The 15,074-nt window shown below is 65.1% G+C and carries 13 protein-coding genes and 1 pseudogene; 8 read left to right on the top strand and 6 right to left on the bottom strand.

Features of this window, described 5'->3' with window-relative positions; genetic code table 11:
- The first annotated feature begins 85 nt into the window (after positions 1-85).
- A complete protein-coding gene (locus E8M79_RS14450; RefSeq protein ID WP_137152567.1) occupies positions 86-991 on the top strand; it encodes a DMT family transporter in 906 nt (301 codons plus the stop codon).
- A 6-nt stretch (positions 992-997) separates the two neighbouring features.
- On the opposite strand, the gene E8M79_RS14455 is transcribed toward E8M79_RS14450, so the two are convergent.
- From E8M79_RS14455 to E8M79_RS14465, 3 genes are all read right to left on the bottom strand, one after another.
- Positions 998-1,390 carry a DUF2147 domain-containing protein gene (locus E8M79_RS14455; protein ID WP_137152568.1) on the bottom strand — a complete coding sequence of 131 codons (393 nt, stop codon included), beginning with the start codon at positions 1,388-1,390 and terminating at the stop codon, positions 998-1,000.
- Complete coding sequence (locus E8M79_RS14460) at positions 1,387-1,860, bottom strand: DUF2147 domain-containing protein (protein WP_171015869.1); 474 nt, start codon at positions 1,858-1,860, stop codon at positions 1,387-1,389. Before E8M79_RS14460 ends, E8M79_RS14455 begins: the two co-directional genes overlap by 4 nt.
- A 191-nt stretch (positions 1,861-2,051) precedes the next feature.
- Positions 2,052-2,501 (bottom strand): GNAT family N-acetyltransferase, encoded by a 450-nt coding sequence (locus tag E8M79_RS14465; RefSeq protein ID WP_137152570.1) that lies wholly within the window; start codon positions 2,499-2,501, stop codon positions 2,052-2,054.
- A 111-nt stretch (positions 2,502-2,612) separates the two neighbouring features.
- Here E8M79_RS14465 and E8M79_RS14470 point away from each other — a divergent pair, with 111 nt between their 5' ends.
- The 3 genes from E8M79_RS14470 (at position 2,613) to E8M79_RS14480 (ending at position 4,438) form a co-directional block, all read left to right on the top strand.
- Complete coding sequence (locus tag E8M79_RS14470; RefSeq protein WP_137152571.1) at positions 2,613-3,212, top strand: thymidine kinase; 600 nt, start codon at positions 2,613-2,615, stop codon at positions 3,210-3,212.
- Positions 3,209-3,604, top strand: coding sequence for an acyl-CoA thioesterase (locus tag E8M79_RS14475; protein ID WP_137152572.1), 396 nt, complete (start codon positions 3,209-3,211; stop codon positions 3,602-3,604). The genes E8M79_RS14470 and E8M79_RS14475 overlap by 4 nt, the downstream gene beginning before the upstream one ends.
- A gap of 180 nt (positions 3,605-3,784) precedes the next feature.
- Entirely contained in the window at positions 3,785-4,438 is a 654-nt protein-coding gene (locus tag E8M79_RS14480; RefSeq protein ID WP_171015870.1) for an SH3 domain-containing protein, read from the top strand.
- Between the two features lie 641 nt (positions 4,439-5,079).
- Here E8M79_RS14480 and E8M79_RS14485 read toward each other — a convergent pair.
- Entirely contained in the window at positions 5,080-5,292 is a 213-nt protein-coding gene (locus tag E8M79_RS14485; RefSeq protein ID WP_137152574.1) for a cold-shock protein, read from the bottom strand.
- Positions 5,293-5,568: 276 nt separating this feature from the next.
- Here E8M79_RS14485 and E8M79_RS14490 point away from each other — a divergent pair, with 276 nt between their 5' ends.
- The 4 genes and pseudogenes from E8M79_RS14490 to uvrB all read left to right on the top strand — a co-directional run.
- A complete protein-coding gene (locus tag E8M79_RS14490) occupies positions 5,569-9,150 on the top strand; it encodes a DNA methyltransferase (protein WP_137152575.1) in 3,582 nt (1,193 codons plus the stop codon).
- A 271-nt stretch (positions 9,151-9,421) separates the two neighbouring features.
- Positions 9,422-9,796 (top strand): hypothetical protein, encoded by a 375-nt coding sequence (locus E8M79_RS14495; RefSeq protein ID WP_137152576.1) that lies wholly within the window; start codon positions 9,422-9,424, stop codon positions 9,794-9,796.
- A 52-nt stretch (positions 9,797-9,848) separates the two neighbouring features.
- A complete protein-coding gene (locus E8M79_RS14500; protein WP_137152577.1) occupies positions 9,849-10,412 on the top strand; it encodes a GNAT family N-acetyltransferase in 564 nt (187 codons plus the stop codon).
- Positions 10,413-10,779: 367 nt separating this feature from the next.
- A pseudogene (gene uvrB / locus E8M79_RS14505) lies at positions 10,780-13,314 on the top strand (excinuclease ABC subunit UvrB); the annotation flags it as partial.
- 202 nt (positions 13,315-13,516) lie between these two features.
- On the opposite strand, the gene E8M79_RS14510 reads toward uvrB, so the two are convergent.
- Both E8M79_RS14510 and E8M79_RS14515 read right to left on the bottom strand, forming a co-directional pair.
- Positions 13,517-14,215, bottom strand: a complete 699-nt coding sequence (locus E8M79_RS14510) for a ceramidase domain-containing protein (protein WP_171015871.1) — start codon at positions 14,213-14,215, stop codon at positions 13,517-13,519.
- 47 nt (positions 14,216-14,262) lie between these two features.
- Positions 14,263-14,469 carry a hypothetical protein gene (locus E8M79_RS14515; RefSeq protein WP_137152579.1) on the bottom strand — a complete coding sequence of 69 codons (207 nt, stop codon included), beginning with the start codon at positions 14,467-14,469 and terminating at the stop codon, positions 14,263-14,265.
- Between the last annotated feature and the right edge of the window lie 605 nt (positions 14,470-15,074).

Consider the following 15,074-nt stretch of genomic DNA (forward strand, 5'->3'; position numbering starts at 1 on the left):
GTCAAGCCAGCGCCAAAGCCCACAAGCGCCACCCAATCCAACCGCGGCCGCGATCCGGCCGCCACAACCCCGAGTCCCCCATCCCATGTCCCGCCCCCTCGCCACCCTGTTGCTCCTGGTCTGCACCATGCTGTGGGGTCTGGCCTTCATCGCGCAGAAGTCGGCCATGGATTCGATGGGCCCGCTCACCTTTTCCGGCCTGCGCTATCTGCTGGGGGGCCTTGCCGTGCTGCCGCTGGCGCTGCTGGAGCGGCGCCGCCGCCCCGCCCCCATCACCCCGCGCCATTGGGCACTCATCGGCGCGGTCAGTCTCGTCTTCTTCCTCGGCTCCTGGATGCAGCAAGTTGGCCTCATCACCACCAGCGTCACCAATGCCGGCTTCCTCACCGGGCTCTATGTCTTCTTCGTGCCCTTCCTCGGCTTCCTGCTCTTCCGCACCCGTCCGCATCCCATCATCTATGCCTGCGTGCCGCTGGCCCTCTTGGGCATCTATTTCCTCAATGGCGGCGGGCTGGCGAGCTTTAATGCCGGCGATCTGATCGTGGTGGGCAGCGCCGTGTTCTGGGCGTTGCACGTCATCCTGCTCGGCCGCACCGCTCAGGCCACCGGCCTACCCATTTTCGTCTCGTCCATCAGCTTCCTCATCGCCGGCGCCTTTGCCACCAGCCTCGCCTTTGTCTTCGAGCAGCCCAATCTGGCGGCCGTGCAGTCCGGCTGGGTCGAGCTGGCCTATACTGGCCTGATGTCGACCGCCGTGGCCTTCACCTTCCAGGCCATCGGCCAGCAATATGTGCCGCCCGCCAATGCCGCGATCATCCTGTCGGCCGAGAGCCTGTTTGCCGCGCTCGGCGGCGCCATTCTATTGGGTGAGCGCCTGCCGCTCGTCGGCTATGCCGGCGCAACGCTGATCTTTGTCGCCATCCTCGCCGTCGAGGCCCTGCCCCCGCTGTGGAGCCGGCGCCGCGTCCACGTGCCCCGCACCACCAACTGACGCCCCTCAGGGCGCCATGCGGAACAGCTGATAGGTCTTGCAGACCACCAGGAACGCGCAGCCCCGCAGCGTGATCTGGTCATCGCTGACCTGGGTGATCGTCCCCGCCGCCGTCTGCCCATAGATATGCAGATCGCCCTTCCACTGGTTGGGCCCGGTCGGCGCCGCATGGTCGATCAGCAGCGTATTGAGATAAGGCAGGTTCTCCGGGCTGTCCGCGCCATTGCCCAGCCAGATCAGCGTGCCGCACAGCGCCCGCCCGTCGGCCCCGCACAGCTCGACCTTATAGCGGGAATCCTTCATCTCGATTTCCCACAGCCCTTCGGGCGTGGCCGCCGCAACGGCGCTCGCCGTCAGCAGCACACCGATCAGCCCGCCTGCCAGCCGCCCCAGCCTCATGGCGCGTACCGGAACATGCCATAGGTCTTGCACACGACCAGGAACGCGCAGGCCTGCAGCGTCATCTGCGTCTCGCTCTGCTGGGTGATCGTGCCGGTGATATTCTGCCCGAACAGTTTCATGGCGCCCTTCCAGCGGTTGCTGCCATCCGCCTTGAGCCCGTTGGTCACCGGGGCATTCAGATACGGCTGGTACTGCGTGTTGTAGTCGGCGTCCGACAGCCACACCAGCGCACCACACAATTGTGTGCCATCGCCGCACAGCGCCAGCTGCAGGCGGGTGTCGCGGCTTTCGAGCTCCCACACGCCGTCCGGCCCGGCCAGCGCCGCCCCGGCGCTGCCTGCCAGCATCACCATACCCATCGCCAGGCCAAGCATCTTGCGCACCACGATCACACTCCAAATCCGCCGCATCAATTCTGCTGCCACCCTGCCGCCGATGACCTGAACCGTGTCTGAACGCGCCGTCACGCGCGCGTCATCTGCGCCCCCTAAAGTCCTGGTGTCCCGGCCCCGCACGCCCTGGACACTTGCCGCGCACGGCGTCCCCAACGTAGCGCCCGGCCATTGGGAAGAGCCCGGCCGCCAACCCCGGCTTTTCCGCCGTTCAATCGGCATCTGGCCGCCCGCAGGGGCGGCCTCTTTTTTGGCCCGGCGCGCTCTCAGTCCCGTTCCATCACAATGGTGCGCACCAGCATGCCCATCTCGCTATCGTCATGCTCATCGATCTCAACCCAGCCCCTTGCCGCGTAGAAATCGCGCGCCCGCACATTGAACGCCCGCACCTCCAGCTGCCGCGCGCCCGCCGCCTCGGCCGCCTCCATCAGCGCCCGGCCCACTCCCGAGCCAATGGCCCAGCTGTCAACGTGAATGGCATGCAGCCAGGCGCCGTCCAGGTGATACATGCCCACCACTACGCCGCCGCGTTCGGCCACGGTGAGCTGGCTGACAAAACCATCCACATAACCGACCACCGGCTGCTCGGCCTCGTATCGAGCCACGGCGCCGGCATCCACATGCGGCGCCCAATGCGTCCGCCACGACCGGTCCAGCAGGTGCTTGAGTGCTTCGGCATCGGCCAGCTGCGCCGGGCGGATGGTGATCTCGGTCATTGAGGCCTCGCAATGAACTGTTGATGTTTGCCCTGCGCGCTTTTGGCGGGCAGCGTCCCGGTCTATTGCCTAGATGCACATTGCCGCAACCCGCGAGATCCGCGTCCACCCATGGCCAAGCTCTATTTTTCCTATGCGGCGATGAATGCCGGCAAGTCCACCTTGTTGCTGCAGGCGGCCTATAACTATCGTGAGCGCGGCATGCGCCCGCTGCTCTATACCTGCGCCGCCTATGCCGGCGGTGGTCCCGGCATTATCAGCTCGCGTCTGGGCATTTCCGAATCGGCCGAGCTCTATGACGAGGGTGATGACCTGTTCCATCGCATCCGCGACCATACCGACGAGGCCAAGGTCGATTGCGTCTTCCTCGACGAGGTGCAGTGCCTGACGCGCGAACAGGTCTGGCAGCTCGCCCGCGTCGCCGACCGGCTCCACATCCCCGTCATGTGCTATGGCCTGCGCACCGACTTCCTTGGCCGTCCCTTCGAGGCCTCGGCCGAACTGCTGGCCATTGCCGATGTGCTGCGCGAGATCCGCACCATCTGCCATTGCGGCGCCAAGGCCACCATGGTGGTCCGCCGCGATGCCAATGGACGGGTACAGACCTCGGGCAATACAGTCGCGCCTGAAAAGGCCGACTATATCTCGCTGTGTCGCAAGCATTGGGAAGAGGCCTTTGGCCGCTGGCCCGCGAAAGGACCCACTCCATGACAACCCCTGCCGCCCCCAACACCGAGCCCAAGGGCAGCCTGACCATCCGCACCCTGGCCATGCCCGCCGATACCAATCCGGCCGGCGACATCTTCGGCGGCTGGGTGATGAGCCAGATGGATATTGCCGGCGCCATTGCCGCCGTCGAGCGCAGCCGCGGCCGCGTGGTCACCGTCGCGGTGGAAGCCATGACCTTCATCGCCCCGGTCAAGGTCGGCGATATCCTGTGCATCTACACCACCGTCGAGCGCGTCGGCACCACCTCGATCACCATTTCCATGGAAGCCTGGGCCCGGCGCAATCGCATTTCCGACCGGGTCAAGGTCACCGATGGGCGCTTCGTCTATGTCGCCCTCACCGACGATGGCAGCAAGCGCCCGATCCAACCGTGATCACGCCCGCCCTTCCCGTTCAGACCCCGTTCAGCTAGCCTGTGGTCAAACAGGGTATCAGCAGGAGACGGGCGGAAACTTGCTCCGGCCCGGCACGTTACTTCGGCTAACAATAATCACGCATCTGTCGCGGCCCCGCCATGGCGCCGGGCGATGATGCGCATAAACGGAGATCTCACGATGAATCGCAACACGCGCAAGACGCTGATCAACATCGCCACCGGCCTTGCCGTGGCGGTCACCGCCGCTGTTGTCTTCCTGCCCGCAGCCAATGCTGCCCCGGGCGTGGTCACCAGCAATGTCAACCTGCGCTCCGGCCCGGGCACCGGCTATGATGTCATCGGCACCGTGCGCCGCGGCGAGCAGGTCGATGTGCAGCAGTGCCAGGGCTCCTGGTGCTATATCGTCAAATCCGGCCCCGATGGCTGGGTCTCGGCCAGCTATCTCAGCGCCGGCGGTTCGCCGGTGAACCCGGGCCAGCCCAGCATTTCCTTCGGCTTCAACATCGGCGGCGGCAATGGCCCCTCGGTCAGCATTGGCGTCGGCAACCAGCCCGCTCCGCAGCGTCCGCCGGTCATCGTCGAGCCCAGCTATGGCGAAGTCTGCTTCTTTGACCGCACCCGCCAGCGCGGCGACAGCTTCTGCCTGGAAGCCGGCGACAGCACCCGCAATCTGGGCAACTGGACCGACCGCATCTCCTCGATCTCCAATCCCGATGGTCTGGAAGTCCAGGTCTGCGCCGAGACCAACTATCGCGATTGCCGCACCTACACCACCAGCGCCTCCTCGCTGGGCGATTTCGACGACTACATCGCCTCGGTCCGCGTCCGCTAATCCCGAGCGATCGCAGCAATCCACCAGGCGCCCGCCCCCCGCGGGCGCCTTTTTGTTTGCCGCGATTCCTGCCGCACACCCCCTCCCAACCTCCCCCATTAAGGGGGAGGTGTGGCTCCACTCTTGGGGCACGGTCGCGTCCAACGCACCGGGTTTCACCTCCCCCTTGATGGGCTTCGACCTGTCCCGCAGGGCAAATCGCGCCAGTGGCGCGATTTGAAGGGAGAAGGCCACGAGACTTCGCGGCGTGTCCGCAGGACAAGCAGCGCCAGTGGCGCTGCGCAAGCCAAGAAGGCCACGAGACCTATGGTCGAGTGGCGGAACGTCGCTCAGCCGAAAGGCCGTAGCGAAGCTGGGGTGGGGGGACGAGAGCCCATGAGCGGCTGGTACCCACCCCCTCCCAACCTCCCCCATCAAGGGGGAGGTGCCGTTCGGTGGGTTGAACGCGATGTTGCCTCAAGAGTGGAGCGGTACCTCCCCCTTGATGGGGGAGGAAGGAGGGGGTGATGGGGAGCCCCGATATCCGGCCCCCCAAAAAACACCAACGCCGCCCCCAAAGGAGCGGCGCGCAAACCCACAAAAGCCAGGGGCCACCGTGATCTCTCACGATGGCCCCCGAAAACTCTTCAGTCTTAAAAAGACTAGAGCAGGGTCAGGTTCGTTGCCGAAACCTTGCCGTCGCGGCCGGTCTCGAGCTCGTAGGTGACCTTGTCGTTCTCATACAGGCCCTGGAGGCCCGAACGCTGCACAGCCGAAACGTGCACGAAAGCGTCCTTGCCGCCGTCTTCGGGCGAGATGAAGCCGAAGCCCTTGGTGGCGTTGAAGAACTTGACGGTACCGGTGATGGTGGACATGTGTTTATCCTGATAGTGGCTCGTGTCGCATGCGGACGAGCGGTTGTCCGGTGGCAGAATGCCATCCGGAAAGCACGTTCGCACGAGAGAGAGGGTAGCCACGACCGGCGAGCCGGGATCAGGGCAGCCGACTTAGGCTGAAAACGTTACCCCTTGTCGCAGCTATTCCCCCAACATGCAAGGCACAATCCCGATACCGCCCCGAAGGGCCCCCGCAGCCCCCTTCCCCTGCCGCCCCGATTGCGGCAATAGTGCCACCAGGGGAGACGCAAACTCTTGCAGACACTTGATGAACTGATCGCCGAAGCCATCGACTCCGGCGGCTCCGAACGCGCCAATTATCAGCTCTTCATTTCCGGCCTCTGCCACGCGCTGGGCCTGCCTGCGCCCGTCATGAGCAGCGAGTTCAATCATCGCAACGACTATGTCTATGAGCGCAAGGTCGATTTCCGCCATCCCGACGGCACGGTGACCCCCGGCTTCATCGATTGCTACAAGCGCGGCAGCTTCGTGCTCGAAGCCAAGCAGTCCGCCCGCCGCCAGGCGCTCGATGCCCATCAGGCCGACATGTTCGGCTCCGAGGGCCACAGCCGCCGCCTCGGCCATGCCCGCCGCGGCAGCGCCGGCTGGGATCGCGTCATGCGCGCCGCCTATCGCCAGGCCGTCGACTACACCCGCCATCTGCCCGTCGAGCACGGCTATCCGCCCTTCGTCATCCTGGTCGACGTCGGCAATGTCATTGAGCTCTATGCCGATTTCTCCGGCCAGGGCAAAAACTACGCCCAGTTCCCCGATGCGCAGAGCTTCCGCATCGCCATGGACGATCTGCGCGATCCCGCCATCCAGGCCCGGCTCAAAGCCGTCTGGACCGATCCGCACAGCCTCGACCCCGCCAAGAAATCCGCCGAAGTCACCCGCGACATCGCCGGGCGCCTCGCCCGCATTGCCAAGAACCTTGAGGGCAAGCACGATCCGCGCGACGTCGCCGAATTCCTCATGCGGTGCCTCTTCACCATGTTCGCCGAGGATGTCGGCCTCTTGCCCGACAATCTGATGGTCGATCTGCTCGAAAAGCTGGTTGATCATCCCGAGCGCTTCGTGCCCGCCATGCAGAGCCTGTGGACCACCATGGACAAGGGCGGCTTCGAGCCCCATTCCATGGCCGATCTCAAGCATTTCAACGGCGGCCTCTTCGCCCATCCCAAGGCGCTGCCCCTGGCGCCTGAGGATATTCACGAACTGCTCGTCGCCGCCCGGCAGGATTGGCGCGATGTCGAGCCCGCCATTTTTGGCACCCTGCTCGAACGCGCGCTGGACCCCCGCGAACGCTCCAAGCTGGGTGCCCATTACACGCCCCGCGCCTATGTCGAGCGCCTCGTCGTCCCCACCATCATCGAGCCGCTGCGCGAGCAGTGGATCGAGGCTCAGGCCAAAATCGAAGAGGCCCTGCGCCTCGGCAATGCCGCCAAGGCCCTGGCCGATGCCAAGGCCTTTCACCACGAGCTCTGCACCGTACGCGTGCTCGATCCCGCCTGCGGCACCGGCAACTTTTTGTATGTCTCGCTTGAGCTGATGAAAAAGCTCGAAGGCGAAGTCCTCGCCGCCATCGACCAATTGGGCGAGGATCAGTCCCGCCTGATGATGGAGGGCGAAACCGTCAATCCCAGACAGTTCTACGGCCTCGAACTCAATCCCCGCGCCGTGCCCATTGCCGATCTGGTGCTGTGGATCGGCTATCTCAAATGGCAACTGCGCACGGCAGGCCTGAGCGCCATTTCCGAGCCCGTGCTGCATGCCTATGGCACCATCCGCCAGCAGGATGCCATTCTCGACTATGACAGCCGCGACCTCGTCCGCGACGACCATGGCGCCCCCGTCACCCGCTGGGACGGCATTACCCGCATGCCCCATCCCATCACCGGCGAACTCGTGCCCGACCCGCAGGCCCGCATCGAGCTCCATTCTTATAAGAATCCCCGCCCCGCCGACTGGCCCGAGGTCGAATTCATCGTCGGCAACCCGCCCTTTATAGGGTCGAAGTCTATGCGCGCCGAGCTGGGCGATGGCTATGCCGAAGCCGTCTGGAAAGCCCGCCCCAAGGTGCCCGGCGGCGCCGATTTCGTTATGCACTTCTGGGATGTGGCCGCCGAGCGTTTGACGCGCAAGTCCACCAAAGCCCATCCCAATGTGCTGCGCCGCTTTGGCTTCATAACCACCAATTCGATCACCCAGACCTTCTCCCGCCGCGTTATCGAGCGCCACATGGCGGCCAAGCTGCCGCTTTCGCTGGTCTTTGCTGTCGCCGACCATCCCTGGATGAAAGCGGCCGACAAGGCCGCTGTTCGCATTGCCATGACCGTGGCCGAGGCCGGCGAAACAGAAGGTGTGTTAGCAACAGTGACCAAAGAGACAGGGCTCAACTCTGATGCGCCTATCGTTCGCACGGACACTGTGACCGGCCGCATCAAAGCTAACCTAGTCCTTGGTGCGGAAGTTTTTTCAGCTAGGGGCCTCTTTGCAAACGAGGCAATCTGTAGCTTCGGGATGGCACTTCATGGTCAGGGCTTCGTCCTTTCCCCGCGAGAAGCCGCAGCGCATGCAGCTTCTGTTGCAAAGCCATATGCGAAGGGCAAAGACCTTCTTGATAGAGGTCCCAAACAATATGTCATAGATTTCTCAGGCCTTACGTCCGATGCCGCTCAGTTGGCCTTTCCTTGGCACTTTCAGCGGTTGCTTGAGACGGTAAAGCCAGAACGGGATGAGAACGCTCGCGACAGCATTCGGGAAAGCTGGTGGCTGTATGGCTGGGATCGCCCTGTCCTGCGGAGTGCTCTGGCAGGGGTCCAGCGATACGTTGCCACCACTGAAACGAGCAAGCACCGGGTTTTCCAGTTCCTGCACAGAAACACTATTCCCGATCACATGATTGTGGCTACGGCTATCGATAAGTCAGACTTGATTGCAGTTCTATGTTCCCGCCAACACGTCAGCTGGGCACTCGCCGCAGGCGGCACACTGGAAGACCGTCCGCGCTACAGCAAGTCGCGCACCTTTGACCCCTTCCCCTTCCCCGACCTCTCCGTCAACCCGGAGCTGCAATCCCGCCTCGCCGCCCTCGGTGAGCGGCTCGATGCCTTCCGCAAAGCCCGCCTCGCCGCCCATGAATTCCTGACCATGACCGGGCTCTACAATAGCCTCGAACGGGTCCGCGAACTCGAGTGGAAAGCCGGCCCCGGCCGCGCCGAGGACAGCGCCGCGCTCATCGAGCCGCTCAGCCAGAAAGAGCGCGACGCCTATGACGCCGGCCATATCGCTATCCTCAAAGACATCCACGACGAGATCGATACCCTGGTCTTTGCCGCCTATGGCTGGTCCGACCTCGCCCCGCGCCTCGTCGGTCGCCCCGGCGCCACCACGCCCAGCCCCTATAAGACCGCCGATCAGCTCGCCGCCGAGGAGGAACTGCTCACCCGCCTCGTCGCCCTCAACCAGGCCCGCGCCGCCGAGGAGGCCCGTGGCCTCGTCCGCTGGCTGCGCCCCGACTACCAGATCGCCAAACTCGGCCACAAGATCGCCCATCCCGACGGCGTCCAGGCCGAGGCCGATCTCGCCATCCTGCCCGGCAGCGACAAGCCGGCCTGGCCCGCCGACAGCGATGCGCAGATTTCCGTGCTCGTCGATGTGCTGCGCAAGGCCCCCGCCCCCCTGCCGCCCGAGGCCCTCGCCACGGCCTTTGATGGCCGCAACACGCCCAAGCGCCGCGACCGCATTGCGAGCCTGCTCGATACGCTCACCACCATCGGCCTCGCTCGCACCGGCCAGCTCGACGGCCAGACTCGCTACTTCATCCCGCGGTGACCGACGGTCGGCGCTGGCCCAGCCCCCCACCCTTGATCCCTCCCCACAGGGGGGGAGGGTGTCGACTGACGGGGCAGTAGCACAATTCATCCCACCCACCGCACGGCACCTCCCCCTCGATGGGGGAGGCTGGGAGGGGGTGACGAGAGCCCCGACGCCCGCCCCCAGTCTCCCCACTGGTGCAACGCCCCGTTCCACAATAATCTCCCCGCCGCACGGCGTCAGGGCCATCGGGGGACTTTGGCGGGGCCGTGCTGGAGGGAACCATTTCATGCCGAAGATTTCAGAATACTACTTCCGCACCGCCATCATCTTCCTGATCGCCGGTATTGCCCTGGGCCTGCACATGTCCATTTCGGGCAATCACACCGTCATCGGCGCCCATGCCCATATCAATCTGCTCGGCTGGGTCACCAGCGCCCTGTTCGGCGGCTATTTTGCGCTCAATCCGGCCAAGGCCGGCGGCCGCCTGCCCATGATCCAATATGCCATCTTCACCCTGGGCGTCGCCGTCATGGGCGTCTCGCTCTACCTGCTGCTGGCCGGCAATCCCGCCGTCGAGCCCGTGGTCGCCGCCAGTTCCCTAGTCACCTTCCTGGGCGTGCTCATCTTCGCCTGGATCGTCTGGACCCCGGCGCGTCCCTGAAACAAGCCAACCGGCCGGGGAGGACATCGGTCCTCTCCGGCTGCCCACGCCCATGAGCATTATGATCCGCCCCCATATCCGCAGCGATGCCGTCGCCGTCGCCGACATTCTCGCCGCCGGCTGGCAGGCGGCCTATGCCGGCTTCATGCCGCAGGCGCTGTTGGCCCCGCGCATCGATCCCCTGCGCCGCCGCGCCGAAATCGCCGCCTGGCTCGATGATTTCGACACAGAGATCGAACATTTGCTCGTCGCCGAATCCACCCCCGGCACCGTCGCCGGCTTTGTCCACATCGTGCGCGCGGACAAGGCGGGGTTGGGCGCCGCCGCCCATATCAACCTGCTCTATGTCGATCCCGCCCGCTTCGGGCGTGGCATCGGCAAAGCCCTGATGGCCGCCGCCGCCGACTGGCTCGCCGCCCGCACCAGTGGCGCCGTGGTGCTCGCGGCCTATGCCGACAATCCCTATCGCGGCTTCTATGCCCGGCTGGGCGGCACGGTGGTGCTGCAAAAGACCATCGATTTCGATGGTCATGCCCTGGCCAGCGTCTATTACCACTGGCCCAGTCCGCAGGCGCTCCGCGCCGCCATCGGGCCTGGCCAATCGACAGCCCTGTGATCGCCCCATCCACCAGGGCGAAGTCATAGGCCAGCACCGCCGGACTGACCGGGACATGGCCCGCCACCCGATGCCCGTCGCCCTCGGGCGTCGCCGCCGCACCGTCGACAACGCACCCTGCTGACACCCCATGTCAGCACGCCCTGTTCCCTCGCGCGCGCTGAGCGGCTAGATTGTCGCCAGCATTGCAGGCGCCTGCCCGACTCCCCATCTTTTCGAGGCTTGCTGCCGCCCACCCACGGTGTTCCCCATGGCCGACAAATCCCCTGCCCGCCCGGGCAAAGCGTCCTTTTCCATCGACGACTTCCTCGGCGAGATCGAGAAGGCCGAGGATATGGCCGCGTCCAAGCCGCTCTATGCCGAGCGGATGAAGAACAAGCGCGCCCTTGATCGCGCCGACCAGAAGGCTGCCGCCGACGCCGATCAGGCGCGCCTCGATGCCGAAAAGGCCCTGGCCACCGCCGCCAAGAAAAAGACCGCGCTGGAAAAGCGCCGCACCACCAAATCCTCCAATGACACCGCCACCGGCATGGCCGCCAAGACCGGCAAGACCAAGATCAATTCGGTCGACCGCATTGACTTCGACGGCATGGGCGAACCGGCCCAGGCCGGCTTCGGCCATGTCCCCGCATCCGCGCCCACCGCCCGCGACATCTCTCGCGCCGCCGCCACCGATCCGGCCGCCCAGGCCGCCCTGCGCGAGGCGCTCGACGCCGCGGTGAAAAAGAACAAGGCGCGCAAGGGGGAGAGCCTGGAAAACGCCCAGACCGTGGGCATCACCGCCACGGTCAAGGCCCTCGAACAGATTATCCTGCATGGCCGCAAGGAGGTGGAGGGCTCCTCCCCCTGGGTGCCGCACAAGGCCCAGTCCAACCTCAAGCGCCTCGCCGGCCAGCCCTTCCGCATGGTCACGCCCTATCAGCCCGCCGGCGATCAGCCCACCGCCATTGCCGAGCTGGTCGAAGGCATCAACAATGGCGAAACCGATCAGGTGCTGCTCGGCGTCACCGGTTCGGGCAAGACCTTCACCGCCGCCCAGGTCATCGCCCGCACCAATCGCCCCGCCCTGATCCTGGCCCCCAACAAGACCCTGGCCGCCCAGCTCTATGGCGAGTTCAAGACCTTCTTCCCCGACAATGCGGTGGAGTATTTCGTCTCTTATTACGACTACTACCAGCCCGAGGCCTATGTGCCGCGGACGGACACCTATATCGAGAAGGAATCCACCATCAACGAGCAGATCGACCGCATGCGCCACTCGGCGACGCGCGCGATCCTCGAACGCGACGACGTCATCATCGTCGCCTCGGTGAGCTGCATCTACGGTATCGGCTCGGTGGAAGACTACACCGCCATGACCATCGACGTGCAGAAGGGTCAAAAGATCGACCAGCGCGAGCTGCTGGCCAAGCTGGTGGCCCTGCAATACAAGCGCGGCGACACCGGCTTTGTCCGCGGCACCTTCCGCGTGCGCGGCGATACCGTCGAGATCTTCCCCGCCCACTATGAAGCCGCCGCCTGGCGCGTCACGCTGTTCGGCAACGAGATCGAATCCATCACCGAGTTCGATCCCCTCACCGGCAAAAAATCCGCCGACCTCACCTTCATCCGCGTCTTCGCCAATTCCCACCATGTGACGCCGCGCACCACCATGAACCAGGCCGTCAAGGCCATCCGCAGCGAGCTCAATGCCCGCCTGCAGGAGCTCAATGGCGCCGGCCGCTTCCTCGAGGCCCAGCGCCTCGAACAGCGCACGCTGTTTGACCTCGAAATGATGGAAGCCACCGGCTCCTGCGCCGGCATCGAGAATTATTCGCGCTACTTCTCCGGCCGCCGCCCCGGCGAGCCGCCGCCGACCCTGTTCGAATACCTCCCCGACAATGCCCTGGTCTTTGTCGACGAAAGCCACGTCACCATCGGCCAGCTCGGCGCCATGTATCGCGGCGACCTGCGCCGCAAGGCCACCCTGGCCGAATATGGCTTCCGCCTGCCAAGCTGCATGGACAATCGCCCGCTGCGCTTCGAGGAATGGAACGCCATGCGGCCGCAGTCGGTCTATGTCTCGGCCACGCCCGGCTCCTGGGAGATGGAACAGACCGGCGGCGTCTTCGCCGAACAGGTCATTCGCCCCACCGGCCTCATCGATCCCCCGGTCGAAATCCGCCCGGCCAAGAACCAGGTCGATGACGTGGTCGACGAGATCCGCCAGGTCAACAAGGCCGGCTACCGCACGCTGCTCACCGTCCTCACCAAGAAGATGGCCGAAGACCTCACCGAATATCTGCACGAGCAGGGCATTCGCGTGCGCTACATGCACTCTGACGTCGACACCATCGAGCGCATCGAAATCATCCGCGACCTGCGCCTGGGCGCCTTCGACGTCCTCGTCGGCATCAACCTTTTGCGCGAAGGCCTCGACATCCCCGAATGCGGCTTCGTCGCCATTCTCGACGCCGACAAGGAAGGCTTCCTGCGCTCCGAAACCTCCCTCATCCAGACCATCGGCCGCGCCGCCCGCAACGTCGACGGCAAGGTCGTGCTCTATGCCGACCGCATCACCGGCTCCATGGAACGCGCCCTGGCCGAAACCAACCGGCGTCGTGAGAAGCAGATCGCCTACAACACCGAACACGGCATCACCCCCGCCTCGGTGCGCTCCAACATCCACGACATCGTCGACAGCGTCTATGAGCGCGACCACGTCACCGTCAGCATCGGCAAAGGCAAGGACGGCAAGGAAGCCACCCACGTCGGCGCCAACCTCGCCGCGGTCATCAAAGACATCGAAGCCCAGATGCGCGAGGCGGCGACGAACCTTGAGTTTGAGAAAGCGGCAAGGCTCCGGGATGAAGTCAAACGGCTTAGGGAGATGGAACTGGATACTTTGTCCGGCGAGGTGGACTAACAGACCCTGCCGTCCGCCACTGGTCCCCGGTCGCGCCGCAACCACAAGACCGCACCTCCCCCTAGATGGGGGAGGCTGGGAGGGGGTGTTTCGGGGACTTCGACCCGCCCGCCTCCGACCGAAAATCGCTCCAGTGGAGCGATTTGAGGGGAGAAGGCCACGAGAGCTATGCTCGAGTGGCCGGCCAGGTGGGGGTGTTTCAGGACTTCGAACCGTCCGCCCTGCCGGGGAGATAGCGTAGCAGGCTCTGCAGCAGCAGCCCGACCATGGCGCCGTTGAGGATATGCCACATGAAATGCGTGCCAATTCCGCTTGCCGCGCAGGTCGTCAGGTCGATGCTGCGAAACCCCAGCGACAGCAAAAAAGTGATCGCCGCGCCGGTCACATACCAGCGCGCCGGATGGCGCCGTATCAGGGTCACCGCCGCAAAACCCGCCAAGGCCAGCAGGGCCGGCAGATATTGCAGCGACCCGTTCAGCACGCCCGGACCTGCCGCGTCATCGGTTGTGACATCGCCCGAGGTGAACCAGAACACCGCGCCAATGCTTCCGGCCACGATCAGCGCGATGCGGGTGGTCGCCCACACATTCTCGTCCGTCAGGCGATAGATGGTCACCAGCACAAAGAGCGCCACGAAGGTCCAGATCGGGATCACATCCGCCAGCTCCGACCACCCGTTGGCCAGGGTGTGGAACAGGAACGAGCCAAGTCCGATGCCGGCGGCCAGCAGGATCAGCACCAGATCCAGCGCATCGGCCCTGCCCCTTCTGGCATAGACGCGCCATGCCAACCAGGCGGCGACCAGAAACGCGACATTGCTGAGCGCGTTGATCGGCTCGTTCCAGAACCCCGCCGCCGTGCGCTCGCAATAAAGGTCAATATACTCAGGCAGGGTCATGGTCAGCCGCGCATCCCCAGATGCCCCCCTCCAGTCACATGTCGCCGCTACCGCCGCGACGCCATCACCGCCGCCACGCCCGCCAGCAGCAACACCAGCCCGGCAATCGCCCAGCCCGTCGACGGCCCGGCCAGCGTCTCGCATTCGGCCACGCACAGGATGGGCGGGATCGTCAGCAGCCCCAGCCCCTGCACCAGCCACAACAGCCCCAGCAGCCCCGCAACACTGCCCCCGATCCGCAACACCCACCGCATCATCACGCACTCCTGTCAGCCTGAGCCCAAGCCTGCCGCAGGCTCAAACCATCGGCAAGCCCGACGGCGATAGCACCAGCGTCACAAGGCCCCGGCGCCGCCGTCCTTCAGGACAATTCGGCCTGAATGCCCCCAGCCAATACCCCCTACCGCATGGCGTCAATGCACGCCCACGCAACCCAGAAAATCGCTACCGTGGAGCGATTTAGCATAGCTAAGACAGGCCGAACCACCCATCCTGGGGATCGCTTGCAGCGCGCATTGGACGCGCAACCGCCCAGCCGGGTCATAGCGTCCGCAGCCATGGTGCTGCGCATTCCGAAAGTGTCGAAGAACCAACCACGCCCTCGCGGCTGGGCGCGACCGCCCCCCCCCCCCACGTCACCCTCGGGCATCCTCGGGCCTGACCCGAGGACCCGAGGGCTCTGCACTCTTCGCGCCGTCCGCCCCTGGTCCCCGGTCGCGCCGCAACCACAGGACCGCACCTCCCCCTAGATGGGGGAGGCTGGGAGGGGGTGTTTCGGGGGGCTTCGAACAGCCCGGCCGCAGACCGGGAAATCGCTCCGGTGGAGCGACTTAAGGTGAGAAGGCACTGAGGCCTACGC

It is taken from the genome of Devosia sp. FKR38 (assembly GCF_005222805.1).
Taxonomy (GTDB): Bacteria; Pseudomonadota; Alphaproteobacteria; order Rhizobiales; family Devosiaceae; genus Devosia.

Excerpts from the sequence above, each read along its gene's own strand:
- E8M79_RS14510 (WP_171015871.1), bottom strand. The coding sequence starts at position 14,215 with ATGACCCTGCCTGAGTATATTGACCTTTATTGCGAGCGCACGGCGGCG.
- E8M79_RS14500 (WP_137152577.1), top strand. The coding sequence starts at position 9,849 with ATGAGCATTATGATCCGCCCCCATATCCGCAGCGATGCCGTCGCCGTC.
- E8M79_RS14450 (WP_137152567.1), top strand. The coding sequence starts at position 86 with ATGTCCCGCCCCCTCGCCACCCTGTTGCTCCTGGTCTGCACCATGCTG.
- E8M79_RS14465 (WP_137152570.1), bottom strand. The coding sequence starts at position 2,501 with ATGACCGAGATCACCATCCGCCCGGCGCAGCTGGCCGATGCCGAAGCA.
- E8M79_RS14480 (WP_171015870.1), top strand. The coding sequence starts at position 3,785 with ATGAATCGCAACACGCGCAAGACGCTGATCAACATCGCCACCGGCCTT.
- E8M79_RS14475 (WP_137152572.1), top strand. The coding sequence starts at position 3,209 with ATGACAACCCCTGCCGCCCCCAACACCGAGCCCAAGGGCAGCCTGACC.
- E8M79_RS14470 (WP_137152571.1), top strand. The coding sequence starts at position 2,613 with ATGGCCAAGCTCTATTTTTCCTATGCGGCGATGAATGCCGGCAAGTCC.
- E8M79_RS14485 (WP_137152574.1), bottom strand. The coding sequence starts at position 5,292 with ATGTCCACCATCACCGGTACCGTCAAGTTCTTCAACGCCACCAAGGGC.
- E8M79_RS14455 (WP_137152568.1), bottom strand. The coding sequence starts at position 1,390 with ATGAGGCTGGGGCGGCTGGCAGGCGGGCTGATCGGTGTGCTGCTGACG.
- E8M79_RS14495 (WP_137152576.1), top strand. The coding sequence starts at position 9,422 with ATGCCGAAGATTTCAGAATACTACTTCCGCACCGCCATCATCTTCCTG.
- E8M79_RS14515 (WP_137152579.1), bottom strand. The coding sequence starts at position 14,469 with ATGCGGTGGGTGTTGCGGATCGGGGGCAGTGTTGCGGGGCTGCTGGGG.